Annotated in this window: 31 protein-coding genes; 13 read left to right on the forward strand and 18 right to left on the reverse strand. The window is 69.1% G+C overall.

The window, feature by feature from the left end; all coding sequences use genetic code 11:
• The first annotated feature begins 280 nt into the window (after positions 1-280).
• Together I6I07_RS16365 and I6I07_RS16370 are read left to right on the forward strand one after the other, a co-directional pair.
• A complete protein-coding gene (locus I6I07_RS16365; protein WP_198482875.1) occupies positions 281-844 on the forward strand; it encodes an RNA polymerase sigma factor in 564 nt (187 codons plus the stop codon).
• The gene (locus I6I07_RS16370; RefSeq protein ID WP_198482877.1) at positions 841-1,827 is read left to right on the forward strand and encodes a FecR family protein; all 987 of its coding nucleotides are present in this window, start codon (positions 841-843) and stop codon (positions 1,825-1,827) included. The genes I6I07_RS16365 and I6I07_RS16370 overlap by 4 nt, the downstream gene beginning before the upstream one ends.
• A gap of 32 nt (positions 1,828-1,859) precedes the next feature.
• On the opposite strand, the gene I6I07_RS16375 is transcribed toward I6I07_RS16370, so the two are convergent.
• Entirely contained in the window at positions 1,860-2,486 is a 627-nt protein-coding gene (locus I6I07_RS16375; protein ID WP_061073825.1) for a pyridoxamine 5'-phosphate oxidase family protein, read from the reverse strand.
• 240 nt (positions 2,487-2,726) lie between these two features.
• Between I6I07_RS16375 and I6I07_RS16380 the strand changes: the two genes are divergently transcribed.
• Positions 2,727-5,219: a TonB-dependent siderophore receptor gene (locus I6I07_RS16380; protein WP_198482879.1), complete on the forward strand. Its 2,493-nt coding sequence runs from the start codon at positions 2,727-2,729 to the stop codon at positions 5,217-5,219.
• Between the two features lie 22 nt (positions 5,220-5,241).
• Here I6I07_RS16380 and I6I07_RS16385 read toward each other — a convergent pair whose 3' ends face one another.
• The 4 genes from I6I07_RS16385 to I6I07_RS16400 form a co-directional block, all read right to left on the reverse strand.
• The gene (locus I6I07_RS16385; RefSeq protein ID WP_232625607.1) at positions 5,242-5,445 is read right to left on the reverse strand and encodes a cupin domain-containing protein; all 204 of its coding nucleotides are present in this window, start codon (positions 5,443-5,445) and stop codon (positions 5,242-5,244) included.
• Positions 5,446-5,632: 187 nt separating this feature from the next.
• Positions 5,633-5,914: a dihydrofolate reductase family protein gene (locus tag I6I07_RS16390; protein ID WP_232625608.1), complete on the reverse strand. Its 282-nt coding sequence runs from the start codon at positions 5,912-5,914 to the stop codon at positions 5,633-5,635.
• A 466-nt stretch (positions 5,915-6,380) separates the two neighbouring features.
• Positions 6,381-6,644 (reverse strand): hypothetical protein, encoded by a 264-nt coding sequence (locus I6I07_RS16395; protein WP_198482881.1) that lies wholly within the window; start codon positions 6,642-6,644, stop codon positions 6,381-6,383.
• 110 nt (positions 6,645-6,754) lie between these two features.
• Positions 6,755-7,654 (reverse strand): LysR family transcriptional regulator, encoded by a 900-nt coding sequence (locus tag I6I07_RS16400; RefSeq protein ID WP_198482882.1) that lies wholly within the window; start codon positions 7,652-7,654, stop codon positions 6,755-6,757.
• A gap of 92 nt (positions 7,655-7,746) precedes the next feature.
• On the opposite strand from I6I07_RS16400, the gene I6I07_RS16405 reads away from it, so the two are divergent.
• The 4 genes from I6I07_RS16405 (at position 7,747) to I6I07_RS16420 (ending at position 10,671) form a co-directional block, all read left to right on the forward strand.
• The gene (locus tag I6I07_RS16405) at positions 7,747-8,757 is read left to right on the forward strand and encodes an NAD-dependent epimerase/dehydratase family protein (RefSeq protein WP_420094504.1); all 1,011 of its coding nucleotides are present in this window, start codon (positions 7,747-7,749) and stop codon (positions 8,755-8,757) included.
• A 91-nt stretch (positions 8,758-8,848) separates the two neighbouring features.
• Positions 8,849-9,754 (forward strand): aldose 1-epimerase, encoded by a 906-nt coding sequence (locus tag I6I07_RS16410; RefSeq protein WP_116520614.1) that lies wholly within the window; start codon positions 8,849-8,851, stop codon positions 9,752-9,754.
• Between the two features lie 76 nt (positions 9,755-9,830).
• The gene (locus I6I07_RS16415) at positions 9,831-10,187 is read left to right on the forward strand and encodes a hypothetical protein (RefSeq protein WP_061073829.1); all 357 of its coding nucleotides are present in this window, start codon (positions 9,831-9,833) and stop codon (positions 10,185-10,187) included.
• A 130-nt stretch (positions 10,188-10,317) separates the two neighbouring features.
• Entirely contained in the window at positions 10,318-10,671 is a 354-nt protein-coding gene (locus I6I07_RS16420; protein ID WP_006390409.1) for an antibiotic biosynthesis monooxygenase, read from the forward strand.
• A gap of 42 nt (positions 10,672-10,713) precedes the next feature.
• Here the strand turns inward: I6I07_RS16420 and I6I07_RS16425 are convergent, their stop codons facing one another.
• From I6I07_RS16425 to I6I07_RS16440, 4 genes are all read right to left on the reverse strand, one after another.
• Positions 10,714-10,980, reverse strand: a complete 267-nt coding sequence (locus I6I07_RS16425; RefSeq protein WP_198482886.1) for a hypothetical protein — start codon at positions 10,978-10,980, stop codon at positions 10,714-10,716.
• Between the two features lie 153 nt (positions 10,981-11,133).
• A complete protein-coding gene (locus tag I6I07_RS16430) occupies positions 11,134-11,439 on the reverse strand; it encodes a hypothetical protein (RefSeq protein ID WP_232625609.1) in 306 nt (101 codons plus the stop codon).
• Positions 11,440-11,556: 117 nt separating this feature from the next.
• Positions 11,557-12,570 carry a zinc-binding alcohol dehydrogenase family protein gene (locus tag I6I07_RS16435; RefSeq protein WP_198482888.1) on the reverse strand — a complete coding sequence of 338 codons (1,014 nt, stop codon included), beginning with the start codon at positions 12,568-12,570 and terminating at the stop codon, positions 11,557-11,559.
• Between the two features lie 38 nt (positions 12,571-12,608).
• Entirely contained in the window at positions 12,609-13,403 is a 795-nt protein-coding gene (locus I6I07_RS16440) for an SDR family NAD(P)-dependent oxidoreductase (protein WP_006390404.1), read from the reverse strand.
• 112 nt (positions 13,404-13,515) lie between these two features.
• Between I6I07_RS16440 and I6I07_RS16445 the strand changes: the two genes are divergently transcribed.
• Entirely contained in the window at positions 13,516-14,424 is a 909-nt protein-coding gene (locus tag I6I07_RS16445; protein WP_198482890.1) for a LysR family transcriptional regulator, read from the forward strand.
• An 83-nt stretch (positions 14,425-14,507) separates the two neighbouring features.
• On the opposite strand, the gene I6I07_RS16450 is transcribed toward I6I07_RS16445, so the two are convergent.
• The gene (locus I6I07_RS16450; protein WP_198482892.1) at positions 14,508-15,014 is read right to left on the reverse strand and encodes a DUF6496 domain-containing protein; all 507 of its coding nucleotides are present in this window, start codon (positions 15,012-15,014) and stop codon (positions 14,508-14,510) included.
• A gap of 190 nt (positions 15,015-15,204) precedes the next feature.
• On the opposite strand from I6I07_RS16450, the gene I6I07_RS16455 reads away from it, so the two are divergent.
• Positions 15,205-15,423 carry a dodecin gene (locus I6I07_RS16455; protein WP_006390401.1) on the forward strand — a complete coding sequence of 73 codons (219 nt, stop codon included), beginning with the start codon at positions 15,205-15,207 and terminating at the stop codon, positions 15,421-15,423.
• Positions 15,424-16,216: 793 nt separating this feature from the next.
• Here the strand turns inward: I6I07_RS16455 and I6I07_RS16460 are convergent.
• Complete coding sequence (locus tag I6I07_RS16460) at positions 16,217-16,771, reverse strand: NADPH-dependent FMN reductase (RefSeq protein WP_198482893.1); 555 nt, start codon at positions 16,769-16,771, stop codon at positions 16,217-16,219.
• Between the two features lie 80 nt (positions 16,772-16,851).
• Complete coding sequence (gene hpxZ / locus I6I07_RS16465; RefSeq protein ID WP_198482894.1) at positions 16,852-17,229, reverse strand: oxalurate catabolism protein HpxZ; 378 nt, start codon at positions 17,227-17,229, stop codon at positions 16,852-16,854.
• A 207-nt stretch (positions 17,230-17,436) separates the two neighbouring features.
• Between hpxZ and I6I07_RS16470 the strand changes: the two genes are divergently transcribed.
• Entirely contained in the window at positions 17,437-17,982 is a 546-nt protein-coding gene (locus I6I07_RS16470) for an antibiotic biosynthesis monooxygenase (RefSeq protein WP_198482895.1), read from the forward strand.
• A gap of 38 nt (positions 17,983-18,020) precedes the next feature.
• Here I6I07_RS16470 and I6I07_RS16475 read toward each other — a convergent pair whose 3' ends face one another.
• The 6 genes from I6I07_RS16475 to I6I07_RS16500 are packed head-to-tail and all read right to left on the reverse strand — an operon-like array spanning position 18,021 to position 23,090.
• Positions 18,021-18,728, reverse strand: a complete 708-nt coding sequence (locus tag I6I07_RS16475) for a GntR family transcriptional regulator (protein WP_198482896.1) — start codon at positions 18,726-18,728, stop codon at positions 18,021-18,023.
• A 20-nt stretch (positions 18,729-18,748) separates the two neighbouring features.
• Positions 18,749-20,134: an AtzE family amidohydrolase gene (locus I6I07_RS16480; RefSeq protein ID WP_198482897.1), complete on the reverse strand. Its 1,386-nt coding sequence runs from the start codon at positions 20,132-20,134 to the stop codon at positions 18,749-18,751.
• A complete protein-coding gene (locus I6I07_RS16485; RefSeq protein WP_006390395.1) occupies positions 20,131-20,313 on the reverse strand; it encodes a DUF4089 domain-containing protein in 183 nt (60 codons plus the stop codon). The genes I6I07_RS16480 and I6I07_RS16485 overlap by 4 nt, the downstream gene beginning before the upstream one ends.
• Before the next feature lie 42 nt (positions 20,314-20,355).
• Complete coding sequence (locus I6I07_RS16490) at positions 20,356-21,177, reverse strand: ABC transporter ATP-binding protein (RefSeq protein ID WP_198482898.1); 822 nt, start codon at positions 21,175-21,177, stop codon at positions 20,356-20,358.
• A gap of 2 nt (positions 21,178-21,179) precedes the next feature.
• A complete protein-coding gene (locus I6I07_RS16495; RefSeq protein WP_232625610.1) occupies positions 21,180-22,079 on the reverse strand; it encodes an ABC transporter permease in 900 nt (299 codons plus the stop codon).
• Between the two features lie 3 nt (positions 22,080-22,082).
• The gene (locus I6I07_RS16500; RefSeq protein WP_198482899.1) at positions 22,083-23,090 is read right to left on the reverse strand and encodes an ABC transporter substrate-binding protein; all 1,008 of its coding nucleotides are present in this window, start codon (positions 23,088-23,090) and stop codon (positions 22,083-22,085) included.
• Between the two features lie 278 nt (positions 23,091-23,368).
• Here I6I07_RS16500 and I6I07_RS16505 point away from each other — a divergent pair, with 278 nt between their 5' ends.
• The 3 genes from I6I07_RS16505 to I6I07_RS16515 all read left to right on the forward strand — a co-directional run bounded on the left by I6I07_RS16505 (position 23,369) and on the right by I6I07_RS16515 (position 26,434).
• Positions 23,369-24,280 (forward strand): LysR family transcriptional regulator, encoded by a 912-nt coding sequence (locus tag I6I07_RS16505; protein WP_198482900.1) that lies wholly within the window; start codon positions 23,369-23,371, stop codon positions 24,278-24,280.
• Between the two features lie 122 nt (positions 24,281-24,402).
• Complete coding sequence (locus tag I6I07_RS16510) at positions 24,403-25,071, forward strand: DUF4286 family protein (RefSeq protein ID WP_198482901.1); 669 nt, start codon at positions 24,403-24,405, stop codon at positions 25,069-25,071.
• A 43-nt stretch (positions 25,072-25,114) separates the two neighbouring features.
• Positions 25,115-26,434, forward strand: a complete 1,320-nt coding sequence (locus tag I6I07_RS16515) for an MFS transporter (RefSeq protein ID WP_198482902.1) — start codon at positions 25,115-25,117, stop codon at positions 26,432-26,434.
• The last annotated feature ends 7 nt before the right edge of the window (positions 26,435-26,441 follow it).

A 26,441-nucleotide genomic window follows, 5' to 3' on the forward strand; every position in this document is an offset into this window, starting at 1 on the left:
AATAGGCTCATGGTGGCTTCGCAGCAATGCGCCTGGCGCTTCACGCAGATCGGGACGACGGCGCCTTTCGCGGGGTTTCCGAGCCGCGGCCGCGACGTGTGTCGAAGCCTGGGCATCGATGGGGTGGGCTGCCTCGAACGACCGCATGAGGAAGCCGACAACGAATTCTAGCCAGACGCGATCGCTCGTGACACGCCGCCATGCGCTCGCGCGGTGCGAAAACGCGACAGGCGCGGGTGGGTTGGCGGGATCTGTTTTGAAATGAGAGTGGTTATCATTTATGATCCGCTGTCTTTCGATAATCCCGCCGCCCGTGTCGATCCGTCCATCCTCCAGCAGTTGGCTCGCCAAGTACGCGACGATGTTTCGCGACTGGACGCGCCGCAGCGAGCATCCGCAGGAGGCCGAGGACGCGTTGCAGGATGCCGCGCTGGGCATGTTGAAGCGGCAGGGGCCGGCGCTGGCCGACCCGTGCGCCTATCTGTACCAGTCCAGCCGCAACAACCTGGTGACAGGGCTGCGCAAACTGAATCAGCGCGCGGGGCTGCCGTTGCATGATCTGGATGATGGTGAGCATCCGCATGCGGCCGACGCGGCGCAGGACCTGGACGGCGTGCAGTTGGCCCGCGCCATCGATGCCGCCTTGCGCCAGCTGCCGGAAAGATGCCGTCAGGCCTATGTCTGGCATCGGCTCGATGGCCTGACGCAGGTCGAGATCGCGGCCCGCATGTCGGTGTCGCTCAACACGGTCGAGCGCTATATCATGCGTGCCATGCGCCACCTGCGTGATGCGCTGGATGACGCCGGCGCGGCCGTGCCTTCCCTTCCTTCCTCCTCGAAATGAACCCTTCGTTCGATCCTCGCGATTATTCCGACCCGCGCGACGCCGCGGCGGCGTGGTTCGCGCGAGTGCGCTCGGGCCGCATGGACGCGGCGCAGCGCCAGGCCTTCGAGAGCTGGCTGGGGGCAGATGCGGCGCATCGCCGCGAGTACGCCCTGCTGGAACGGCTGTGGGAAGACACCGCGCAGGTCGGGTCCGCGCGCCTGCGCGCCCTGGCCGGCACGCCACCGGCCAGGCAAGGCCGGCGCCAGTGGCTGGGCTGGGCGCTGGCGGGCGGGGGCGCATTGGCCGCCGCAGGCCTTGGCGTCGGGGTGGGCCTGCCGTGGGGCGAGTCCGCCGGGTACGAGCAGGCGCTGGCCACGGCCCACGGCAAACGCCAGGCGCTGATGCTGCCGGACCAGTCAGAGATCGAACTCAATACCGACAGCCGCGTGCGGGTCCGCTATTACGCGGATCGCCGTGAAGTGGAGCTGGAGGAAGGCGAAGCCAGTTTTTCCGTGTCGTCCGACGCGGCGCGGCCATTCGTCGTGCGGGCGGGGCGCGCGTCGGTGCGTGTCACGGGCACGCGCTTCAATGTGCGCAGGCTGGGGGACGACGCGACCGAAGTCGTCGTCAGCCAGGGCAGCGTGGAAGTGGGCGCGCGCGGCTGGCGCTTCTGGCAGCGCGAGGCGCTGGGGCCGGGGCAGGGGTTGCTTGCCAGCGCCAGCGGCTTGATGCCGATCGCCACCGTGGACGTGGCGGCGGCGACCGCTTGGCGCGAGGGGCGGGTGGTCTTCAACAACACCCCGCTGTCCAAGGCGGTGGCGGAACTGAACCGTTATGCGCCGTTCTCGATGCGGATCGAGGGCGCGGCGCTGGAGCGCGTGCGGGTGGCCGGGACGCTGAACGTGGATTCGCCCGGCACGCTGCTGGAACTGCTGCCGCGCATCGCGCCGGTGCAGGTCCGCGCCGACGGGCCGGCGCAGTACGTGCTGGTGCCGCGCTGACGGCAGTGGCCGCTCGACGCGCGGCTGCTTGATCAGTACAAGGTGCTGGCCACGCGCGCCGGCTGGTCGCGATCGTAGGTGACGCCGTCGAAGGTGCCGGCGGTCAGGTCCGACAGCATGCGGCCGACGCTGGGCAGCGCCGTGCGCGGGATCTGGGTGGCGGGATCCCACAGGCGAGAGCGCAGCAGCGCGCGCGAGCACTGGAAATAGACGGTCTCCACGTCGACCACCAGGACCGAACGCGGCGACTTGCCATCGATGTCGAAGCGCGCCAGCAGCGCCGGATCCACGCTGATGCGCGCGCGGCCGTTCACGCGCAGCGTCTCGTTGACGCCCGGGACCAGGAACAGCAGCGCCACCCGCGAATCCGCGAGGATGTTGCGCAGGCTGTCGATGCGGTTGTTGCCGCGCCGGTCGGGCAGCAGCAGCGTCTTTTCGTCTTCGACGACGACGAAGCCCGCGGGGTCGCCGCGCGGCGATACGTCCAGGCCGTCCGGTCCGCAGGTTGCCAATGCCGCGAACGGCGCGGCTTCGATGAAGGCCCGGTAGTGCGGATGCACGTGATCCACCTCTTTCTTCAAAGAGGCTTCGCCGGGTTCGCCGTAGAGCGCCTGCAGGGCTGCGGCGTCGGTGACGAGATGAGCGGGATCGGTGTGCATGGTGGCAGGTCCATTTGCGGGGGAGGGCCCGTCGGCCCGGCGGCTTGCCGCGGGCTCGGGGATGGCATGAGCGGCTTTATAACCCGTGCGGCGCGGCGCCCCGTGTCGGGATGGTTGGTAGTATTTTGTTTCAATTTTCGCGCTGCCGTTCTTCAGGGTTCTGGGCATCCGCGCACTCGTTATCAATGAGTGCCGGCTTGCGAGGGGCAAGCCGCGGTTAACCGTTGGAACCCATAACTCATGACCGTTCGATCCACCCGCCTGCGTCGCGCGCTTGCGCATGCGCGCTTCCTGCCCGGCCGGCTGTCGCTGGCGCTGTGCCTGCTGCCGTTGGCGCCCGCCGTCGCGAGCGCGGCCGAATCCGCCATCGTGGTCAATTCGGCGCGCCAGCCGCTGCACGAAGCCCTGGTGGACATGGCACGCCAGATGTCGCTGGAACTGTTGTATGACCCCGCCCTGGTGGCGGACAAGATCGCGCCGCCGGTGGCGGGACGCTTGACGCCGCAGCAGGCCCTGGACCGGCTGCTGGCCGGCAGCGGGCTGGTCGCGGTGGTGGAAAATGGCAAGGCCGTGATCGAACGCGCGCCCGCCAATCTCGACGCGGCGACCCTGTCGGCCATCATCGTGACCGCGCGCCGCGCGGAAGACGGCACCACCGAAGGCACGGGTTCCTACACCAGCCGTGTCACCAGCACCGCGTCCAAGACCGACCTGGCGTTCCGCGAGGTGCCGCAGTCGGTGTCGGTGGTGACGCGCCAGCAGATCGATGACCAGCATCTCACCAATGTCAGCCAGGCCCTGGAGCATGCCGCCGGCATCACGGTGCGGCGCGCCAACTACAACTCGTACGACTTCTATTCGCGTGGCTTCCAGATCACCAGCCTGCAGATCGATGGCGGCGCGCCGTTGGCCCTGGGGGCGTATACCTACGATGCCAGCCAGGACCTGGCCTTCTACGACCGGGTCGAAGTGATGCGCGGCGCCTCGGGCCTGCTGGGCGGCATGGGCGATCCCGGCGGCATCGTCAACCTGGTCCGCAAGCGGCCGCTGGCCGAATACCAGCTGACCGTTGAAGCCTCGGCCGGCAGCTGGGACAACTATCGCAGCATGATCGACGCGACCGGACCGCTGGGTTTCGACGGCCGCCTGCGGGGCCGGGCGGTGGCGGTCTACAGCGATAGCGATTCGTTCCTGAAGAACCGCCATTCGGACTCGCCCAAGTTCTATGGCGTGCTGGAGGCCGACCTGACGCGCGATACCTTGCTGACGGTGGGCGGCAGCTACGCCAAGCGCCACGAGCGCGGTTCCGGCGACGGCCTGCCGCGCTATGCCGACGGCCGCGACCTGGGATTGTCGCGCTCCACGTCGTTGACGCAGCCATGGAGCTATGCGAACACCGAGACCACGCAGCTTTTCGCGCAACTGGAACAACGGTTTGCCGAACGCTGGAAGCTCAAGCTCAATTACACGCACGAACGCAACAATACGCGTTCGACCACGGCCTTCGCGTACGGCGCGATCAACCCCGTGGACGGCTCGGGCGCGACCTGGGGCGGCGGCCGCTACGCCATGGAAAACACGCAGAACCTGTTCGATGCCAACCTCAGCGGCGGCTTCGATCTGTTCGGTCAGCGCCATGAGATCCTGCTGGGCGCGGACTGGCAGCGCACCGAGGGCACGTGGGCCACGGGCAAGCCGTCGGACAACTGGATGGTGCCGGTCAATGTCTTTGACCGCAACGCCTGGAATCCCGACATGGACGTGCCGCTGACCACGCGCTACGACCCGTGGGGTCAGGAGCAGAAGGGCCTGTATGGCGTGCTGCGACTGAACCCGACGTCGCGCCTGCACCTGATTGCAGGCGCCCGTGTCAGCCGCTACAAGTTCTTCCAGACCGTCTCGATGCGCCAGGGCGAGGGGGCGCCATGGGCCGTGAGCTCGCGCACCGACTACGAGGAGTCGACCAAGACCACGCCCTACGGCGGCATCATCTACGACCTGGACGACACCTGGTCGGCCTATGTCAGCTATTCCACCATCCACAAGCCGCAAGGCCTGTTGAAGGCGGGTCCGGCCCCGGGCACCTCGTTGCCCGCGATCAAGGGTCGCAGCTACGAGGCGGGGCTGAAGGGCGAGCTGATGGACGGCCGTCTGAACGCCACTTTCAGCCTGTTCAACGTCGAGCGCAAGGGCACCGGGGTGCTGGATCGCCGTTATCCCGAATCCTATGACGTGTGGGCCGGCAGCTGCTGCTACCAGGCGCAGGGCAAGGTGGTGAGCCGCGGCTTCGATATGGAAATCGGCGGCGAAGTGACGCCGGGCTGGGAACTGGCGGTGGGCTATACCTTCAACAATACGCGCGACAAGAGCAGCGACGTGGTATTCAGCTCGATTACGCCGCGCCACCTGTTCAAGCTGTCGACGGCATACACGCTGCCGGATGCGCTGTCGCGCTGGCGCGTGGGCGGCAACGTCATCATGCAGAGCGCCACCTTCGTGTCGGGCTCGATCTATTCGGCCGACGGCAAGGAGAGCCCGTACAAGTTCACGCAGCCCGGCCATGCGGTGGTGGGATTGATGGCGCAGTATCGCTTCGATCCGAGCTGGACCGTCACGCTCAATGCCAACAACCTCTTCGACAAGGTCTATTACGAGCGGGTGGGCGGGGCCGACGGCGGCAATTGGTATGGCGCTCCACGCAACTGGATGCTGACGCTGCGGGGAACCTACTGACCGGCGGCGGCCGCGCCGCGCGTCAACAGCCGACGGGGTCGACGATCACCAGCACCCCGTGGCTGCCCGCGGCGACGGCATGCGGCACGCCCGCGGGCGCTAGGTACATCTCGCCCGCCGCCTCCGCGATTTCCTCGCCCAGCACCGACAGGCGCAGCGCGCCGCTGATGACGATCAGGGCTTCGTTGTAGCCGTGCGTTTCGGCCGGGGAGGATTGGCCGTCCATCTTCAGGACCTTGATATTGCAGTCGCCGGCCTCGGAGTGGGAAAAGGGCGTAGCGCCTTGACGTCACGTCATGCGTACAGGAGCTTATAGCGCGACCGGACGAATCCGAACGGGTAGGCCTGGGTGACGATGTGCCGCAACGCCACATCGGCGTCGAGGTCGCCGAACAGCCGGCGACCGCGGCCGATCAGGACCGGGATGGTGGTGACGGTGATCTCTTCCAGCAGCCGCGCCTCAGCACGTAGACGGGCAGGTCGCCGTAGGGCCATTCCGGGAAGGACGCGACCTTTTCAAAGGTCGAGCGGCCCATGACCAGCGCGTCGATGGTGCGCATGTAGGCGGCGTAGCCGCAGTCCTCGCCGGCCGTGACGGACTGGTTGGCGGCGTCGAGCCAGTCGAGGCCGCCATCCTGGCGAGCGATGTAGCCGTCCAGGCTGGTGGCGATGAATGAGGTGCAAGCGGGTTTCATTGGGCTCGGAAATCGGCGGCGCGGCGGGCCCATGAACGGCCGCGGGCAACAGGCGGGCGACCGGCCGGGGCCGGCGATGGCCTGGGTTCAGCGGGTAGGGAGGGACGACAGGGCTGGCCGGGAGGAAACCTGGCCGGAAACGATCGAAAGGGCGGGTCGCGCAATGCCGCGGCCAAGTGCCAACGGCGGGGAAGGCCCGAGGAATGGCGCGGGAACGGCCTGCCTGGCGCGTGGCCGGGCAGCGGCGATGGCCGGCGGGAGAGGCGCGGCCTCAGGCTTCCTGGCCGTAGCCGAAGGGCCAGCGGCGGCGGGTGGGTTCGGGCTTGGCGGTGTCTTCTTGCATGTTTTTCTCCGTAGGGTGCATTCGGGGGGATTCTATTTCCCCAGATGTAACAGCATTGCAAGGGATGGTTAGCACTCGCTTGGGGCGGGCCCAGGGGGGCGAGGCGCTTTCTCGGAACGGGCCCTAGTCGGCCGCGAACAGCGTGACCTGGCGCTCGAGCGCGTAGGTGGCGCGGTAGCTGGCGGGCGTGGCGCCGCGGTCGATCAGCAGCAGGCCTTCGCGCTCGGCGGCGGCCAGCACTTCGCGCAGCTTCTGACCGCCTTCAAGGCCGGTGGCTTCGCACAGGCGGTCCAGGGCCAGGTAGTCGCCGTTCTTGACGCCGGAGAGGCGCGGGAAGGCGCTGAGCCAGATGCTGCGGCTGGGCGGGGAATTGATCAGACTGGTCATGGGTCGGGGTTCCCTTGCGGTCGGATAACTGTATGGATGAACAGTATATCCGAACGTCGGACCAAGTCCCGGTGGGGATGTCGCACCGCTGTCGGCGCGGGCGGCGAGCGCTAGCCGGCCGCGCCGGTATGGGCCAGCAGGCAGGCCACCAGCGCGTCGAAGACCGCCTTGCACCGGGGGCTGGCGCGCAGGTCTTCGTGCATGGTGATCCACGTTTCCAGCTGGAACGCGGCCTGCTCCGGTAGCACGCGCACCAGCTGTTTGTCGCGGCGCGCCAGCGCCACCTGGCAGACGCCGATGCCGGCGCCGGCGCGGATCAGGGCCAGTTGGGCCAGGTCGCTGTCGGCGCGCAGGGCGAAGCGGTCGCGGCTCCAGGGGATCGGAAAGCGCTTGCTGGCGCCGCGCAGGAAGGGCGTCTCGGTGTCGTAGCCGATCAGGGCGTGGCTGGCCAGGTCGGCCAGCGTGGCGGGCGTGCCGTGGCGGCGCAGGTAGTCCTTGCGGGCGTAAAGGCCGATCTCGACATGGCCGACCGGGCGCGCGATCAGCTGTTCCTGTTTCGGCGGCGCCATGCGCACGGCGATGTCGGCCTCGCGCAGCAGCAGGTTCTGCACGCGGTTGGTGGGCGCCAGTTCGATGGTCAGGCGCGGGTGTTCCTGGCGCAGGCGCGCCAGCACCGGGGGCAGCACTTCGATGCCGATGACTTCGCTGGCCGAGATCCGCACGGTGCCTGCCACGCCCGGGCCCTGCGCGGCGGCCGCGCGTTCCAGGGCCGCGGCGTGGCTGTGCATGGCCTCGGCGTAGCCGCGCAGCGACTGGGCGGCGTCGGTGGCCAGCAGGCCGGTCTGCGAGCGGGTGAACAGCACCTGGCCAAGGGCGCGTTCGAGCGCCGCGATGTGGCGGCCGACCGTGGGCTGGGTGATGTCGAGCGTGCGCGCGGCGCCGGACAGCGAGCCCTCGGCGAGCACGGCGAGAAAGCTGCGGTAGAGTTCCCAGCCGATCGGTTTGGTCATGCATAAATGTATAGCTGCGAGGCTGGGTTCGGTAATTTATTTTGTATGGCCGCCGCGCCAGAATGGTCGCCATGGACTCATAGGAGATGACCATGACGACGATCGAATCGGGCCGGCCCGGCACCGCGCTGGTGCTGGGCGCCACCGGCGGGGTGGGCGGCGAGGCGGCGCGCCAGTTGCGCGACGCCGGCTGGGGCATCCGCGCCCTGGCGCGCGGGCTGGCGACGGAAACGGCGCAGCGCGACGGCATGACGTGGCTGCGCGGCGATGCCATGAACCGCCAGGACGTGGCGCGGGCGGCGCTGGGGTGCGAGGTGATCGTGCATGCGGTCAATCCGCCCGGCTACCGCCGCTGGGGCGAGCTGGTGCTGCCGATGATCGACAACACCATCGCGGTGGCGAGCGCCCAGGGCGCGACGATCGTGCTGCCGGGCACGATCTACAACTACGGGCCGGACGCGTTTCCCCTGCTGCGCGAGACCTCGCCGCAGCATCCGCCGACGCGCAAGGGCGCGATCCGGGTGGAGCTCGAACGCCGCCTGCAGGTGGCCAGCGCGCACGGCGCGCGCGCCCTGGTGCTGCGGGCCGGCGATTTCTTCGGTCCGCGGGCCGGCAACAACTGGTTCTCGCAAGGGCTGGTCAAGCCGGGGCGGCCGTTGCAGCGGGTAAGCGTGCCGGGCGCGCCCGGCGTGGGGCATCAATGGAGCTACCTGCCGGACGTGGGCCGGGCGCTGGTCGAACTGCTGGGGCGGCGCGAGGCGCTGGCGCCGTTCGCGGCGTTTCACATGGCGGGGCATTGGGATCCGGACGGCACGCGGATGGCCGAGGCGATCGTGCGGGTGGCGCGCCGCCACGGGGCCGAGCCGCGGGTGGGCGCGTTTCCGTGGGGGCTGCTGCGGCTGGCGGCGCCGTTCTCGGAGACGCTGCGCGAAATGATGGAGATGCGCTACCTGTGGCGCCAGCCGCTGCGCATGGACAACACGCGCCTGATCGATGTGCTGGGCGCCGAGCCGCACACGCCGCTGGACGAGGCGGTGGCGGCGACGCTGCGCGGGCTGGGGTGCCTGCCGCAAGCGCTGCCGGCGACGCCCGCCACGGCCTGACGCGGGTCGCGGCGCGCGCGGCTTGCTGGCGCCGGACCGCGCCATGCACAATGGCGCCACGCGGCCGTTCGCAGCGCCGCGGGAGCGCCTGATGCCTGATTTGCCTTTTCCCGCCACGCTGGATGCCAGCGAACGCGTGACCATTGCCCACGGTTCCCACCGCGCCGAGTTCGCGCCGGGCGGGGGCGGGCGCCTGACCCGGCTGTCGACGGGCGAGCATGACTGGATCGTGCCGCTGGCCGAGACGGATTGGCCGCCGGCGCAATGGCCGCGCGCCGGGTCGTATCCGCTGACGCCGTACTCGAACCGGGTGCGCGATGGCGTGTTCACCTTCGAAGGCGAGCGCCACGCGCTGCAATCGCTGCCGGGGCGGCCGCAGGCGATCCATGGCGGCGGCCTGTATCAGCCCTGGCAGGTGCGCCACCTGGCCGATGACGCGGTCGACCTGGTGCTGCAACAGCCGGCCGGCGTGCTGGGCTGGCCGTGGCCGTATGAGTGCGTGCAGCGCTACCGGCTGGATTCGCGTGGCCTGTCGCTGACGCTGTTGATGATCAACCAGGGCGATGCGCCGATGCCGTTCGGCTGCGGCATCCATCCGTATTTCACCGCCGAGCGGGTGGCGCTGCATGCGCGCCGCGCGTGGCCGACGGACGCGGACGGCCTGCCCGGCGCCAGCCAGACGACGCACGTGCGCGAGCTGGGCCAGTCGGCCGAGGGCTGCGATACCTATCTGTCGCAGTGGGGCGGGCGCGCCACGCTGCACTGGCCGGACGGGCACGAACTGGCGTTGCACGCCGACGCGGCGTTCGCGCACCTGGTGGTCTACACCGCGCCGGGCTCGGATTTCCTGTGCGTGGAGCCGGTGACCAACGTGGCCGATGCCTTCAACCTGGCGGCGGCGGGCGAGACCCGCACCGGCCTGCAAGTGCTGGCGCCGGGCGAGCGCTTCAGCGCGACGATGCTGCTGGGGCTGCGGCCGCCGCGCGGCGCGCGTTGAGGCCGGCGGCGATGCCGCTGGCAACGGCCGGACGCTCCGGCGATAATCCGGCAAAACCCAATCCAGGAGTCGTTACGTGAAAAAGCTCAGCACCGAACAATTGCAGGCGGCGGCCGAGACGCTGCGCCGGGTGCAGGCGAGGCTGGCCCGTTCGGGCAGCCTGCCGCTGGAGCCGACGATCTATGCCAGCGCCAAGGGCTTTCGCCGCACCGTGCCCGACTACGTCTGGTCGTGGCTGTCGGGCCTGCTGGCGCCGCATAAGAGCCTGTCGGCCTGGATGGACGCGCACCAGCCGGGCTGGCGCGACGGCAAGACGCCGGCCGCGGCGGTGTATGCCCGCACCGAGAACGGCTGGTTCGAGTGGCTGATCAGCCAACTGGAAACCGAGATCAACGATCCCCACGCCCGCGCCCGGCGCGACGGGCACGCCTGACCGGGGAAACGCGAAAAGGAACGCGGCGCGATTGCGGACGGCCATGTCCGTACTCTCGCGCCCGCCGGCCTCTTTTTCGCGGCGCCGCGCCGGGCCATAGTGTTGCCTGTTTTTCACCGCAGGAGCCGACATGGCCTTTCCCGTTTCAGCCAGCTTCAAGCCCGCGCCGGATGGCACGGTATTCATCGTCAATGTGATCCATGCCCACCCGGGCCGGCAGGAGGACGCCTTCCTGGCGATCCAGGACGTGGTGCATTACGTCGCGCGCACCAAGCCGGGCTTCCTGTGGAGCAACCTGGCCAAGAGCACGGACGGTAAGACCGTGGTGAACATCGAGGCGATCTCGGGCGCGGGCAAGGTCGACGAATTCTTTTCCGATCCGGTGTTCCTGGAGAAATTCCGCAAGCTCGATGCGGTATCGACCAGCGAATTCCACACCTACCAGGTCGATGATCTGGTGTTGCCCGGGCTGCCGGCGGCCTGAGCCGGCCGGCGCGCGGCGGCGTTGCCGCGGGGAATGCCATGCCTACTTGACGAGGATGGCGCGGCCTTCGACGAACTGAGCCGTGGTGCTGTTGCTGGAGATCGATTCCTGGGCGGTGAGGCCGGCCGAACTCTCGGCCTTGACCAGGCCGACCACTTCATACGGCGCATGCGGCGGGTCGGAATAGAACCTGACCGCCGACGCCAGCGAGGGCGCATGGCGGTTGCCGGTGGGAATGGCGGTGCCGTCGGCGCACCCGGCGCACAGGGCCGCCATCGACATGAGCATGGCTGCTCTGGCTACTTTCATGGATCGATCTCCTGGAGGCGTCGCGGGCCGTCGGCCGGCCGGACACGTTCCATTCTGGCGCCGGCCGCGCGCCAGGCTTTGCGCCATTTGATCGAGCTGTGTGAAGAAACGTAGAGCGGCGCCGACAGGATGTAACGGCGGCGCGGGGAAGGGTCAGGCGCGGGCCCGGGCGCGCGCGAGGGCGGCGCGCACGTGCCGCGCCACCAGCACCAGCAGTTCCTGCACCGCGGCCACCAGCAAGGCGGCCAGGATCGAGCCGAGCACCAGCGCGTCCCACAGGCGTGGCGGGCCGACCCGGAACTGGATGGTGTCGAACACCAGCCCGGCGGTAATGCCGGCGACGATGGCGGCCTTCCAGCCTTGCAGCGGCACCAGCCGCAGCATCAGCAGGGCGACCGCCACCATGCCCCAGAGCATCGGTTCCAGCGCTTGTTCGAACAGGTGAGAAATCAGAGCCAACTCCCGAAAGCGCGGCGGCGGGCTGGCAGCCCGCGGCGCGCAGTCGAGTTTGTACCTCTTTCTTCGCTGTAATGCGAGACGCCCGTCCCGATTTTTTCGGGGGACGGGGAGGGCGCCTCAGAAACCTTCCAGCACCACCTTGCCGCGCGCCTTGCCGCTTTCGATGAAGGCGTGGGCGCGGCGCAGGTTTTCGGCGTTGATGCGGCCGTAATGTTCGCCCAGCGTGGTGCGCAGGGTGCCGTTGTCGATCAGTCGCGCGGCCTGGTTCAGCAGCTCGTGCTGGGCGATCAGGTCGGGCGTGTCGTGCAGCGGCCGGGCGAACATGAATTCCCAGTGCAGCGAGGCCGACTTGGCCTTGAGCAGGCGCACGTCGATGGACGAGGGGTCGTCGATCAGCGCGATCTTGCCCTGCGGCGCGATGGCTTCGGCCAGTTGCGCGAAGTGCTGGTCGGTCTGGGTCAGGCCGGCGATGAAGCTGACCTGCGGATGGCCGATGCGCTTGAGTTCCTCGGCCAGCGGGCGGGTGTGGTCGATGACGTGATGGGCGCCCAGCTCGGTGACCCAGGCCTGGGTCTCGGGCCGCGAGGCGGTGCCGATGATGGTCAGGCCGGTCAGCTGGCGCGCCAGCTGCACCAGGATCGAGCCGACGCCGCCGGCCGCGCCGACGACCAGCAGCGAGCCCTGGCTGGGGGCGGCGTTGTCGAGCACGCGCAGGCGGTCGAACAGCAGTTCCCAGGCGGTGATGGTGGTCAGCGGCAGCGCGGCGGCCTGGGCGAAGTCCAGGCGCTGCGGCATGCGGCCGACGATGCGTTCGTCGACCACGTGCAGCTCGCTGTTGGCGCCGGGGCGCGTCAGGGCGCCGGCGTACCAGACGCGGTCGCCGGGCGCGAACAGGCTGGTCTTGGCGCCGACGGCGCGCACGATGCCGGCGGCGTCCCAGCCGATGATCTCGGGCTGGCCGTCCTTGGGCTTGCGGTTGGCGCGGATCTTCACGTCCACCGGATTGACGGAAATCGCTTTGACCTCGACCAGCAGGTCATGGTCGCCCGGCACGGGCTCGGCCGCGGTGATGTCCTGCAGCGATTGCGGATCGGCGGCGGGCAGGTTCTGGAAGTAGGCGATGGCTTTCATGTAGGAGTCTCGGAATGGGGGAGAGGGGGCGTTGGGGATCAGGCGATGGTGCGGACCACGCCGCCATCGACGCGCAGGGCGGCGCCGTTGGTGGCCGAGGACTGGCGCGAGCAGGTGTAGACGACCATGTTGGCCACTTCCTCCACCGTCGCCAGCCGGCGCAGCAGCGAGCTGGGGCGATGCTGGGCGATGAAGTCGCGTTCCATCTGGTCTTGCGGCAGGCCCTGTTCCCTGGCCATTTCGGCGAAGAAATCGACCACGCCCTCGGAGCGGGTCGGGCCGGGCAGCACGGCGTTGACGGTGACGCCGCTGCCGGCGGTCAGTTCGGCCAGGCCGCGCGAGACGCCCAGCAGCGCGGTCTTGCTGACGCCGTAGTGGATCATCTCGGCGGGAATGTGCAGCGCCGATTCGCTGGAGATGAAGACGATGCGGCCCCAGTCGGCGGCCAGCATGCGCGGCAGGTAATAGCGCGACAGCCGCACGCCGCTCATGACGTTGGTGTCGAGCATGTAGCGCCAGTCGTCGTCGGTGATCTCGGTGAAGGACTTGGGCGCGAAGTAGCCGGCGTTGTTGACCAGGATGTCGATGTCGGGATGGGCGGCGCAGATCGAGGCGGCGCCGTCGGCGGTGGACAGGTCGGCCTGCACGGTATGGACCTGGGCGCCCGGGTGCTGGCGCGCGATGGCGTCGGCGGCCTGCTTGAGCTTATCGGCGTTGCGGCCATGCAGCACCACCTGGGCGCCGGCCTCGGCCAGGCCCTGGGCGATGGCCAGGCCGATGCCGCCGGACGAACCGGTGACCAGGGCTTTCTTGCCGTCGAGTTCGATTTTCATGGGGGACTCCAAAAGCGTTGCGGGGGTGACGCCATCATTACCCAGTGGCGGACGATGAAAAACCGGCTAGCATCGGACTCAGTTTCAATATTTCTTTGAAAATGGACGCCTCATGGTTCGGTTTGAAGACCTGCGCATCTTTGTCGCCGCGGCGGACCACGGCAGCTTTTCGGCCGCCGCGCGCGAGCTGGACCTGACGCCGGCGGTAGCCAGCGCCGCGCTCAAGCGGCTGGAGCTGTCGCTTGAAACCCGCCTGTTCGTGCGCTCGACGCGCAGCCTGCGGCTGACCGGCGACGGCGAGCGCTACCTGGAATACGCGCGCGCCGCGCTGTCGAGCCTGCAGGCGGGCCAGAGTGCGCTGGCGCGCGACAAGACGGCCATCTCCGGCACGCTGTCGGTGGCGATTCCGTCGGACCTGGGGCGCCACGTGCTGCTGCCCTGGCTGGACGACTTCCAGCAGCAGCATCCGCGCGTGAACTTCCAGGTGCGCATCAGCGACCGCCTGGCGGACCTGTACCGGCAGCCCGTCGACATCGCGCTGCGCTATGGCATGCCGGGCGACTCCGGCCTGGTGGCGCTGCCGCTGAGCGAGCACAACCGCCGCGTGGTGTGCGCGTCGCCTGCCTATTTCGCGCGCCACGGCATGCCGCGTTCGCCGGCCGACCTGCGGCGCCACAACTGCCTGTGCTTCGTGCTGGGCGAATCGCTGCACGACCGCTGGGCCTTCGAGCACGAGGGCGGCGCGCTGACCGTGCCGGTCAAGGGCGACCGGGTGGGCGACGATGGCGACCTGGTGCGGCGTTGGGCCCTGGCGGGCCATGGCGTGGCCTACAAGTCGCGCTTCGACGTACTGAGCGACCTGCGCGCGGGCCGGCTGGTGCAGGCCTTGCCCGACTACACCGGCGAGCCGTCGCCGCTGTACCTGCTGTGCGTGCACCGCATGCTGCTGTCGCCCGCGGTCAAGCGCCTGCGCGAATTCCTGCAGGCGCGCCTGCGCGAGTTCGAGGCGGGCGCCGCATGACCGGCGCGCATTGACGCGCGGGCCATGATGCGCGGCCCATGATGCGCGGGCGATGACGGTCACGCCATCGGGCGCCGCGTCGCTCAGTGATGCGCGGCCGCGCGCTGGTTGGCGGCGCGGGTGCGCGCGGCTTTCTTGGCCGCGGCCGAGCGTCCCGCCGCGCCCTTGGTGGCGGCGGCCTTCTTCGCGGCGGCGGAGCGGTCCGCGGCCGTGCGCGTGGCGGCGCTCTTGGATGCCTGGCGCGACAGCGCGGACCTGGACGCCGGCTTGGCGCTTTCGCGCTTGAGCGCGCGGGTGGTGGCGCGGGCGCGGGTGCCGGACTTGGCGTGCCCGTCGTGCGCCGCCGCGCTGTCCTGCGCGGCCTTGCGGCGGGTCGTCGCGCTGGCCTTCTTCGGCGTCGGCAGGTCGACGCCGGCGCGGCGCGCTTTCGACAGGCCGATGGCGATGGCCTGCTTGGTCGAGCGCACGCCATGCTTGCCCTCGCGCACGTGCTCGATTTCCTCGCGGACGAATTCGCCCGCCTGGGTGGATGCGGATTTGCCTTGCTTCCTGTCGCGCTCGGCGCGTTGCAGCGTTTTTCGTTCAGGCATGACAACCTCCTGGCTTGCGTTGCGGAAAGCGGGTTCCGGGCCGCGGCCAAAGCCGCGTCGACGGAACTCGTAACACCACTCTATGCCCGCGGGGGTATCCTGTGTGTTCGAATGGATTGCCGGTCGTAAGCGCCGGAACCCCGCGCGCGGCCGGTGATTCGCAACGCTTCCCCCTCAACGGAGACGAGCTATGTCGAATCATGTCTACAAGCAGATCGAACTGGTGGGTTCTTCCACCAAGTCCACCGACGATGCCATCAGCAAGGCGATCGAGCGCGCATCGGAAACGCTGCGGCACCTGGATTGGTTCGAGGTCACCGAGGTGCGCGGCCACATCAAGGACGGCAAGGTGGCGCATTGGCAGGTCGGCCTGAAGATCGGCATGCGCCTGGAAGGCGATGACGTCTGACGCCTTTGCTCCCTGCCTTTGCTCCTTTTTTGAGCGGTCCCTCCAAGTGCTTGCTGGATAAGGTTTTTTTCAGCTTGTCATGAGACTGTTCAGAGGTTTGTCCACATTTCGTGGGGACAAACCCGGCGGTCCGGTAGGGGCCGAGTCTGTCCGCCCCGGCGGTCGCGCCGGCGGGGCGGGGCTGGGCGTTTATTGCCCGCTGCCCGCAAGGCCTTGGCGGCAAAGGAATTTTTGCGACTGCCCGCAGGCTGTCCTCAGCCTTATCCACATTTCCCGGGGACAACCTGGCGTCACCGGAGCCCGCTTTGGGCCTTTCTTGACCACCCCTTGCAGGTCATTGATGTGCAAGGGAAAACCGTAGCTGCCCTCATCCTGTCCTCATGCTTGTCCACAGAATGCTGGGACAAATGCACAGGCGCGCCGATAGGCCGTGGCGGTCGTGCGAAAACCGCCGGTTTGCGCCCAGCGACGGTGGATAAGTGCGCCAGAAATCATCCATTGGATGGATTGCGCATTTTTTGACCGCAGGGTGCAAGTGCTTGTTGCCACGGGATTTTTCGCAACTCCCCCATGGCTGTCCTCAAGCTTCTCCACAGTTGCCGGGGATATCGTTGGCCCCCACGCGGCGCGCTGCGAGCTTGCTGCCCCCCGAGGGGGCTGCCCGGCCTTCGGGCGGCCGGGCTTCGCGCATAAAAAAAGCCCTCCGGCTTGGGCCGGAGGGCTTGATCGCCCGGAGGTAGACGGGCGATCGGTGCCGGGCGGGGAGGCGCCCCTGACCCGGCAACGGCGGCGATCAGCTGTTGAACTTCTTGATCCAGTCGACGTAGCGGTCGATCCAGCCTTGCAGGAATTTGCGCGTGCCTTCGTTGGTGATGTTGTATTGGTCATCGACCAGGCCATCGGTGTACTGCAGGAAGACTTCCGGCGTGGTCAGGGCCATGGCGCCTTCGGCGGCCAGGATGTTGCGCAGGTGCTGCTGCATGAGCGCGGTGCCGGCGGCGCTGGGCGAGGCGCCGAGGATGCCGACGGCCTTGCCGGTCCACGAATTCTGGCCCCACGGGCGCGAGCCCCAGTCGATCGCGTTCTTGATGGCGGCGGGCACCGAGCGGTTGTGCTCGGGCGAGACGAACAGGATGCCCTGGGCGTCGAGGATCTGCTGCTTGAGCTTGGCGGCCGGGGCGGGCAGGTTGTTCTCGTTGTCCTGGTTGTACAGCGGCACATCGCCAAGGCTGACGTAGTCGAACTTGAAGTCTGCGGGAACCAGCTTTTCCAGCGCACGCGCCAGGCGCAGGTTGATCGACGCGGCGCGCAGGCTGCCGACGAAGACAGCGATCTTGTAGGTGCTCATGGGGCGGGTGCTCCTGGGGACGGGGAAGGCCCAGTGTAGACCCGTCCTCATGACCACTCAATGGCGGCGGATCAATAAGGTTATGGGCTCATCAGGCTGACGTGCGCCGAGACCACGCGCCAGCCTCGCGGCGTGCGCATCCAGGTCTGGCTCTGGCGGCCGATGCGTTCGCTGCCGTCGCGCTGGAACTCGATGTTGGTGGTGGCGAAGTCGTGGCCATAGGTGGTGATGGCGGTGCGCAGCACCTGGCGCGCCAGGCCCTGCGGCGAACGGCCGGCGCGGAAGGCGCGGATGGCGTCGTAGCCGTAGAGGTTTTCGCCGGCGCCGTAGCGCAGCGTGTGGGGGCTGTTCCAGAACAGCTCGTCCAGCACCTCGACCTGGTTGGCGACCAGGGCGGCTTCATAGCGCGCAAAGGCCACGGTGACCTCGGCGACGACGTCTGGCAGGTTGATATCCATGTGAAGGTCGGGCTCCGTGTTGATGGCACCATTGTGGTGCGCGATTCAGGGTAATCACCAATATGGGGTGTGTTGCGGTGCGCAAATCCGGCCACGTCGTGCCGCGACCACGCTGCGCGCGGGCGGATGCTGCGGTGCAAGGCTGGCACGCGGCTTGCTAGGGTTTACACCACATAACACGCTGCACGCCGCCCCAGGAGTTTCACCATGTCCCGTTCCGCCGTTCCCGCCCCGGTCACCATGCTGGTCACCCGGCACATTACGCCTGAACGCTACAGCGATTTCCTGTCCTGGATGCGCCAGGGCGAGATCCTCGCCGCCGGCTTTCCCGGTTTTCTCGGCTCGGGCGTGCTGCAACCGCCCGAGGGCGGCGACCAGTACCAGATCGTGCTGCGCTTCAATGACGAGGCCAGCCTCAACCGCTGGGAGCAATCGCTGCCGCGCCGCATGTGGCTCGAACGCGGCGCCGCGCTGGTGCGCGCCAGCCACGCGCGCCGCGTGAGCGGCATGGACAGCTGGTTCGGCCCGCAGGGCAACCCGGGCGCGCCGCCGCGCTGGAAGCAGGCCGTGAGCATCTGGCTGGCGTACTTCCCGGTGCTGCTGGCGTTCACGCTGCTGGTGAGCGAACACCTGAGCGCCTTGCCGGTGTTCTGGCGCGCGCTGATCACCAGCGTGACCATGACGCCGGTGATGGTGTTCGTCTGCATTCCGTTCGTGACGCGGCGGCTGGGCCGCTGGCTGCGGCCGCGCTGACGCGGCCGCGAGCGGGCGCCGTGGCCCGGCCATGCCGGCTACGCCGCCTGCGCGCGCCGGCTGGCGTACAGCCGGTGCAGCGTGATCTTGCGCACGGCGGCCTGGCTGTCGCCGATGTGGGCGCGCAGCAGCGCGGTGGCCTGTTCGGCGTCACGCCGCAGGATCGCCTGCAGGATGGCGCCGTGTTCCGCGTAGGTGCGGCTGATGCGCTCGGGCTGGGTGAAATCCAGCCGCCGCACGATGCGGATGCGCTCGGTGGCGGCGCGATGCACGCGCGCGATCTCGGGGTTGCCGGCGGCGGCCACCAGGTCCGTGTGGAAGCGCTCGTCCAGCGCGGCCAGCCATTCGCCATCGTGCGACTGGTGGGCGCCGTCCACCAGCCACAGGTCCACTAGCGGCTGCAGCGCGCGCAGCGGGTCCGGCACCTGGCCGGGCGCGCACAGGGCCTGCACGGCCGCGATCTCCAACACGCTGCGCAGCTCGTAGAAATGATCGAGCGTGTCGAAGTCCAGCGGCTTGACCAGCCAGCCGTTGCGCTGGCGCACTTCCAGGTAGCCCTCGCGTTCCAGGCGGAACAGCGCCTCGCGCACCGGCGTGCGGCTGACGCGCAGGCGGTCGGCGATCTCGGTTTCGGTGAAGCGGTCGCCGGGCGCCAGGCGGAAGTCGAGGATGTCGCGCTTGAGCGTGCCGTAGGCGGAATCGGCCAGGCTGCGGGGCGTGTCGATGACGGCGAATGCGGAGTCCATGGGCGGCCTCGGTTGACGGACTAGACGGGACGGACGGCGGCGACGCCGGCGTGTTCCAGCCGCTGCGCGGCCAGCAGGCAGTCGGCCTCGCGCCACGGCGCGGCGATCAATTGCACGCCCAGCGGCAGGTGCGCGTCGGCGCCGATGCCGGGCCACACGGGCGCCGCGCACACGGGCAGGCCGATGCATGAAATGGGCTGCGTCAGCAGGCCCATGCTGGCGCGCGCCGGCAGGGTCTGGCCGGCCAGCGTCAGGCTGGTGGTGCCGATGGGCGTGGCCGGCACCGGCGTGGCCGGCGCGATCAGCACGTCGTAGCGTTCGAACAGCGCCAGCGCCTCGCGGTAGACGCGATGGCGGATGCGCTGGGCCTGCTGCGCCCAGGCCGCGGGCACCAGGCTGCCGGCGACCAGGCGGTCGCGCGAGTAGGGCTCGTAGTCGTCGTAGTTCGTGATCAGGCGGCGGCGGTGCAGGGCGCCGCCCTCGGCCGAGGTGATGATGAAGGCCGCGGCGCGGGCCTGTTCGGCGCCGGCCAGCTCGACGCTGTCGGCGGCGTCGAGCGCCTGCGCGGCAAGCTGCACCGCGCGGCGCGCCTCGGGGCCGGCCCAATGGTGGAAGTAGCCGCCCAGCACGGCCACGCGCAGCGGCCGGTCCGAGCCGAGCGCGGCCAGCGTCTGTTCGGCGGCGCGCTGGGCGCAGGCCGGGTCGTCGGCGTCGGGCCCTTGCAGCGCGTCGTAGACGGCGGCCAGGCCGACGGTGTCGGCCGCGAACGGGCCCAGATGGTCCAGGCTGCCGACGAAGGGAAAGGAGCCGCCGCGCGGCAGGCGGCCGAAGGTCGGCTTGAGGCCGAACACGCCGCACAGCGAGGCCGGCACGCGGATCGAGCCGTTGGTGTCGGAGCCCAGCGTCAGCGGCACCAGTCCGCCGGCCACCGCGGCGGCGCTGCCGCCCGACGAGCCGCCGGCGATGCGGGTGGCGTCGTGCGGATTGCGGCAGGGGCCGTAGTGCGAGTTCTCGGTGGTGAAGCCGTAGGCATGCTCGTCCATGTTGAGCGCGCCCACCAGCACCGCGCCGGCCTCGCGCAGGCGCGCCACCAGCGTGGCGTCGCGCGGCGCGGCGGGGTTGGCGGCATTGACGCGGCCGCCGGCCAGCGTCACTTCCTCGGCGATGTCGAACAGGTTCTTGACGGCGTAGGGCACGCCGGCCAGCGGCGGCAGGGCGTCACCGCGGGCGCGGCGCGCGTCGATGGCGGCCGCCTCCTGGCGCGCGCGGTCCTCGGTGATGGCGGTGAAGCAGTTGTAGCGCGCGTCGGCGGTGCGGATGCGCGCCAGCGTGGCGTCCAGCACCGCCACCGCGCTGTGTTCGCCGCCGCGGATGCGGCGGGCCAGGCCGAGCGCGGCGCCGCTCACGGGCGGAACACCGAGGCCGATTCCAGCGCCACCGGCAAGGCCTCGTCGATGAAGGTCGAGGCGATGTCGTGGATGCGCGTGAATTGCTGCGCCACTTCGGCCGCGGCCGGCTCGCGCAGGGCGTAGCCCGCCAGCGCCAGCGCGCTGCGTACGTATTGGTCGATGGTTTCCTGGGTCATGGCGGACTCCCGGCGAGGGTGGATGGAGGGGGCGAAGGGGGCCTAGCGGCGCACTTCGCGCTGGAAGATCTCCAGGCTCAGCTTCTTCATGCCGATGAAGCTGGGCTCGGACAACGTCTCGACCGTGCGCGGACGGGCATCGCCGTAGTCCAGGATCTCGGCCACGCGCGTGGGGCGCTTGGTCAGCAGCAGCACCTGGTCGGCCAGGTACACCGCTTCCTCCAGGTCGTGCGACACCAGCAGCATGGTGGTGCCGGTCTGCATGAAAACCTCCTGCAGCTTTTCGCGGATGAACAGCGTCATCTCGAAATCCAGCGCGGAGAACGGCTCGTCCAGGAACAGCACTTCGGGTCCCGGCGCCAGCGCGCGCATGATGGAGGCCGTCTGCTGCTGGCCGCCCGACAGTTCGTAGGGGTAGCGCTTGAGGTCGAACTTGACGTCGAACGAGGCCACCAGCTCTTCCACCCGCGCGTCGACCTCGGCCTTGCTGCGGCCTTCCAGGCGCAGCGGGTAGGCGATGTTGTCGATGGTGCGCAGCCACGGAAACATGGCCTCGCGGTAGTTCTGGAAGACGTAGCCGATCTTGGTCTGGGCCAGCGACTTGCCGTCGAACAGGATCTCGCCGGCGTCGATGGGAATCAGGCCCGCGATCATGTTGATCAGCGTCGACTTGCCGCAGCCGTTGGGGCCGAACACCGAGACGATCTTGCCCTTGGGAATGTCGAGGTTGAAGTCCTCGTACAGCGGCCAGCCGGCGAAGTACTTGGTCAGGCCACGGATGGTGATGTGGGTGCCCAGCGGGCCCGGCTGGAACGGCGCGGGCGCGGGGGAGGGGGCGATGGCGGGGTTGATGACGGTGGACATGGTTATCGGCCGCTCCAGTGGACCACGCGCTTTTCCAGCACCAGGAAGAGGATGTTGAGGACGTAGCCGAGCGCGCCGGCGGCCAGGATCGCGGCGTACATGTCGCGCACGTTCAGCACCTGCTGCGCATTGATGATGCGGTTGCCCAGCCCGCTGTCCGAGCCGATGAACATCTCGGCCACGATCACGATCACCAGCGCCATCGACACGCCGCTGCGCAGGCCGACGAAGGTGGGTTGCAGGCTTTCCCAGATCAGCACGTCCTTGAAGATCTGCCAGCGCGAGGCGCCCATCACCCGCGCCGCCATCACGCGCTGCTTGCGCGCGTTGATGACGCCGTAGGCGCTGTTGAACAGGATCACCAGCACCGCGGCGAAGGCGGCGATGGCGATCTTGTTCATGTCGGTCACGCCGAAGATCATCAGGAACAGCGGGATCAGCGCCGACGACGGCGTCGAGCGGAAGAAGTCCACCAGGAACTCGACGCTGCGGTAGGCCTTCTCGTTGCTGCCGAGCAGCACGCCCAGCGGCACGCCGATCACGCCGGCGATGACGAAGGCCTGCAGCGTGCGGCTGACCGAGGCCAGGAAATCGCCCAGCAATGGGCCGCCGGCCATGCCCTTGGCCAGGGCCACCAGCGTGGCGCCGGGCGTGGGCAGCAGCACCGGGCTGACCAGCTGCAAGCGCACCACCAGGTCCCACACCACATACAGCGCCAGCGGGCCGATCAGCGGCAGCAGGCGCGCGGCGGTCCAGGTGCGCGGCGGCCGCGAGACGGCAGGCCTGCCGCCGTGCGGGGCGCTGCCCGGCACCCCGGCGGCGGGCTTGGCCGCCGCGCCGGCCGCGTGGCCGACGCCAACGGCCGGGGCCGCGCTGGCGCGGTTTGCGTTGATCGCGTCCATGGCTCAGCCCTTGTACAGCATCGAGGCCACGTCCACCTTCTGCGCGAAGATGCCCTTGTCGGCGAACAGGTCGAAGAATTTCTGGAAGTACTGGATGTCGCTGGGGCTGAACTCGTTGTAGAGCGTGTAGGCGGCCAGCGGCACGGCCTCGGTCATGGGGCCTTCGATGGCGGTGTAGCCCTTCATGAAGGGGCGCGCCTCGTCGGGCCTGGCGCGGATCAGCTCGATGCCGCGGGCGTAGGCGGCGATGAATTTTTTGCTTTCCTCGGGATGCTTCTTCAGGAACGCGGTGGTCAGCGAGGCCGAGCCGCCGAACCACGGCGCCATCGGATCGCCCAGCACATACTTGGCGATCACGCCGGCCTCGAGCACGCGGGTGGTGCCGTTCAGGCGGCCGACCGTGCCGGTGGGCTCGAGCGTGTAGCACGCGTCCAACTGGCCGGCGGCGACCGCGGCAACGTGCTGGCTTATCGCCAGCTCGACCACGGTCGCCCCGGTTGCGCCGGCGCGCTCCAGCACTGCTTTGGCCAGCGTGGCATTCTGGATGCCGGGTCCAGAACCGACCTTTTTCCCCTTGAGGTCTGCGATGGATTGGATGGGACTGTCTTTCGCGACGATGAACTCGTCCAGCACGTTCTTGGCGTTGCTGGGGTTGGAGGCGAATATCTTGAACAGGCCGGGCGAGGCGATCTCGCCGATGGCCAGGTTGGCCGAGCCGGTGCCGTTGGCGCTGCCGTCGGCGCGGCCCGCGAGCATGGCTTCCATGACCTGCTGCGCGCCGGCGAACTTGAGCGCCTCGACGTTCAGGCCGGCTTCCTTGAAGTAGCCTTTCTCGATGGCGGCATAGAACGGCAGGCCCGCCGCGACCGGCCAGTAGCCGATGCGGATGACCGGGCCCGACTGCGCCCGCACCAGGGCCGGCGCGGCCAGCGTGGCGGCGCCCAGCGCGGCGCCCTGCATCAGACGGCGGCGGGTGGCGTTGAAAGCGAAGGGCGCGGGGCGGTCGGTCATGCGTGACTCCTGGTCGGTAAGGGGGCGGGCGCTTGTAGACAAGCTTGCATACCAGTCATCAAGCAAGACCCGTGCCAACCTTCGCAGGCCCGGTTTTCGCCGTGGCGGGGCGATCATGGCGCGGTGCGTGAACCATGCTGGTGCATGCGGCACCGCGAGAGGGCGCGCATGGCGTCGTGGCGCGGCCGGCCCGCCAGGCGTTAGGATGTGCAAAGGCCGGGGCCTGCCGCCCCGCTGTTCTTGGAACCGCGCGTCATCGGGCGCGCCGTGGCGTGGATATGAATACCCGTTTCGTCGAAGCATTCCTGTGGTCCGCCCGGCTGGGCAGTTTCCGTGCGGCCAGCGACCGCCTGCATATCACCCAGGCCGCCGTGGCCAACCGCATCGCCTCGCTTGAAGAGGACATCGGCGCGCGCCTGTTCGAGCGCGACGCCAAGGAGCTGCGGCTGACGGCCGTGGGCACGCGCCTGCTGGATTATGGCGAGCGGCTGATGCAGCTGCGCCAGCAGATCCTGTCGCTGGGGCGCACCGGCGACGAGGTGTTCGGCCTGGTGCGCATCGGCGCCATCGAGACGGTGGTGCACACCTGGCTGATCGGTTTCCTGACCAATCTGCGTTCCACCTATCCGGGCATCGAGGTGCAGCTGACCTCGGAAACCACTCGCGCGCTGCATCGCGGCCTGCGCGAGGGCACGCTCGACATCGCCTTCCAGACCGACCTGCTGACCGACACCGGCATCATCAGCATGCCGTGCCTGCCAATGGAAATGGGCTGGGTCGGGCCGGCCGGCGATGAAGAGGCGCTGACGGTGCAGCAGTTGCTGAGCGAACCGGTGCTGACCATGAGCCCCGGCTCGCAGCCGCACGAGGCGCTCAAGGGACTGTTCCGCGAGGCCGGCCTGCCGCTGGGCAAGGTGCACTGCGTCAGCTCGATCTCGGCGCTGGCGCGGCTGGTGCGCAGCGGCTTTGGCCGCGCGCTGGTGCCGCTGCCGCCGATCCATGAATACGTGGCGCGCGGCGAGGTGCAGATGATCCGTTGCGACGTGCCGGTGCCGCCGCAGCTGCTGGTGGTGAGCTATCTGGAGGGCGCCGGCTCGGAGGCGATCCGGCTGGTGGCCGAACTGGCCTGCCGCGCCTCGGATCAATACACCGCGTCGGTGGCGCCGCCAAAATTCGGCTCCGCGCAATAGCGTTATCCCTAGGTCGGTCCGCAATAATTTTATTGCCGACGCGAAAAATTACTCGTTTGTCGGACTTGGCCCCATCGGCCGAAGATGAGTCCCTTCCGTTATCGAAGGGATTTTTTCTTTCCATGAGCCAAGCCACCACTCCGTCCACGCCCAACGGCATGCTGTTCGTCGCCTGCGACGTCGATCCCGCCTTCGAGACCGATTTCAACCGCTGGTACGACCGCGAGCACGTCGAAGAGCGCGTGCGCATTCCGGGCTTCCTGTCGGGCGCGCGCTATTTCTCGCTGTCCGGCGGCCGCAAGTACCTGGGGCTGTACCGCACGGAATCGCTGGGCGCCTTCACCACCGCCGACTACCGCGCCGCCTTCGAGCGCCAGACGCCCTGGTCGGTGGCCAACCTGGACCGCATGCGCGACCCCATGCGCCGCGTCTGCGCGGTGCAGGCGGTGACGGGCTTCGGCAGCGGCAGCCACATCGCGGTGCTGCCGCTGGTGTTCGGTGGCGACGCCGCCGCGCTGCAGGCGCGAGCGGCCGAGGCGGGCGCGGCCCTGGCCCAGGTCGATGGCTTCGTTCAGTCCTATTTGTTGGCGCCGGATGCTGCGCTGAGCGGCCCGTTGCCGCGAGAATCCACCGCCAATCGCCGCCTGGATCCGCTGTTCGTGGTCGAGGCCAGCTCGGCCGACGCCGCGCGGGCCCTGGCCGAACAGGCCGCTGGCGCCTTCGGCACCCGCGCCAGCGACGCCTGGCTGCTCGAACTGGGCTGGAAGCTGGCGGCCGCCGACCTGCGCTGACACGGCGCCGCGTCCACACACATCACAAACATGGGGAATCACGATGGCTGAAAACACCTTGCGCGCTCCGGCGTCCGCCCACGGCGGCGCGTCGCCGGACAAGATGAAGAAGCTGGCCATGGCCAGCTCGGTCGGCACCACGCTGGAGTGGTACGACTTCACGATCTACAACCTGATGGCGGCGCTGGTGTTCAACGCCATCTTCTTCCCGTCGTTCGATCCGCTGACGGGCACCATCCTGGCGTTCTCGACCTACGCCGTCGGCTACGTCTCGCGGCCGCTGGGCGGCTTCGTCTTCGGCCACCTGGGCGACCGCCTGGGGCGCAAGTTCGTGCTGGTGGCCACGCTGGTCATCATGGGCGTGTCGACCGGCCTGATGGGCATGTTGCCCACCTACGCCAGCTGGGGCGTGTGGGCGCCGGTGGCGCTGGTGGCGCTGCGATTCATCCAGGGGGTGGCGCTGGGCGGCGAATGGGCCGGCGCGGTGCTGCTGTCGATGGAGCACGGCAAGCCCGACCAGCGCGGCCGCAATGCGTCCTTCACGCAGGTCGGGCCGTCGTGCGGCACGCTGATCGGCACCGGCTTCATCGCCCTGATCTCGCTGTGGCTCACGCCCGAGGAATTCCAGGCCTGGGGCTGGCGCGTGCCGTTCATGTCGAGCGTGGCGCTGGTGCTGTTCGGCCTGTGGCTGCGCCGCGGCGTCGAAGAGACGCCGGTGTTCCTGGAAATGGAACAGAAGCGCGAGACCGCCAACACCCCGATCAAGGAAGTGCTGGTGCGGCACTGGCGCCAGCTGCTGGTGGCGGGCGGTTCGCGCATCGGTTCGGACGTGCTGTATGCGCTGGTGGTGGTGTTCACGCTGACCTACGTGACCACGGTGCTGCACCTGTCGCGGCCGCTGGCGCTGGGGGCCACCATGCTGGGCGCGGCGCTCAACGCCATCGCCGTGCCGCTGTGCGGGCATCTGTCGGACAAGATCGGGCGCCGTCCGGTGTACGTGGCCGGCGCGGTGCTGGGCATGGTCTGGGCGTTCGTGTTCTTCACGCTGATGGACACCGCGCATCCCGTCGCGATCTGCGCCGCCGTGGTGGTGGGCCTGCTGATCCACGCCATGATGTACGGCCCGCAGGCCGCCTTCATCACCGAGCAGTTCCCGGGCCGGGTGCGCTACGCCGGGTCGTCGCTGGCCTACACGCTGGCGGGCATCGTCGGCGGGGGCTTCGCGCCGCTGATCATCGCCAGCCTGTTCAAGTCGTGGAACTCGACCGTGGCGGTGTCGCTGTACGTGGCCGCCGCGCTGGTGGTGACCGCCATCTCGGTGCTGGCCGCCAAGGAGACGGCCAAGGCGCCGCTGCAACGCTGAGCGCGCG

The sequence above is a fragment of the Achromobacter deleyi genome, from assembly GCF_016127315.1.
Lineage (GTDB): Bacteria > Pseudomonadota > Gammaproteobacteria > Burkholderiales > Burkholderiaceae_B > Achromobacter > Achromobacter insuavis_A.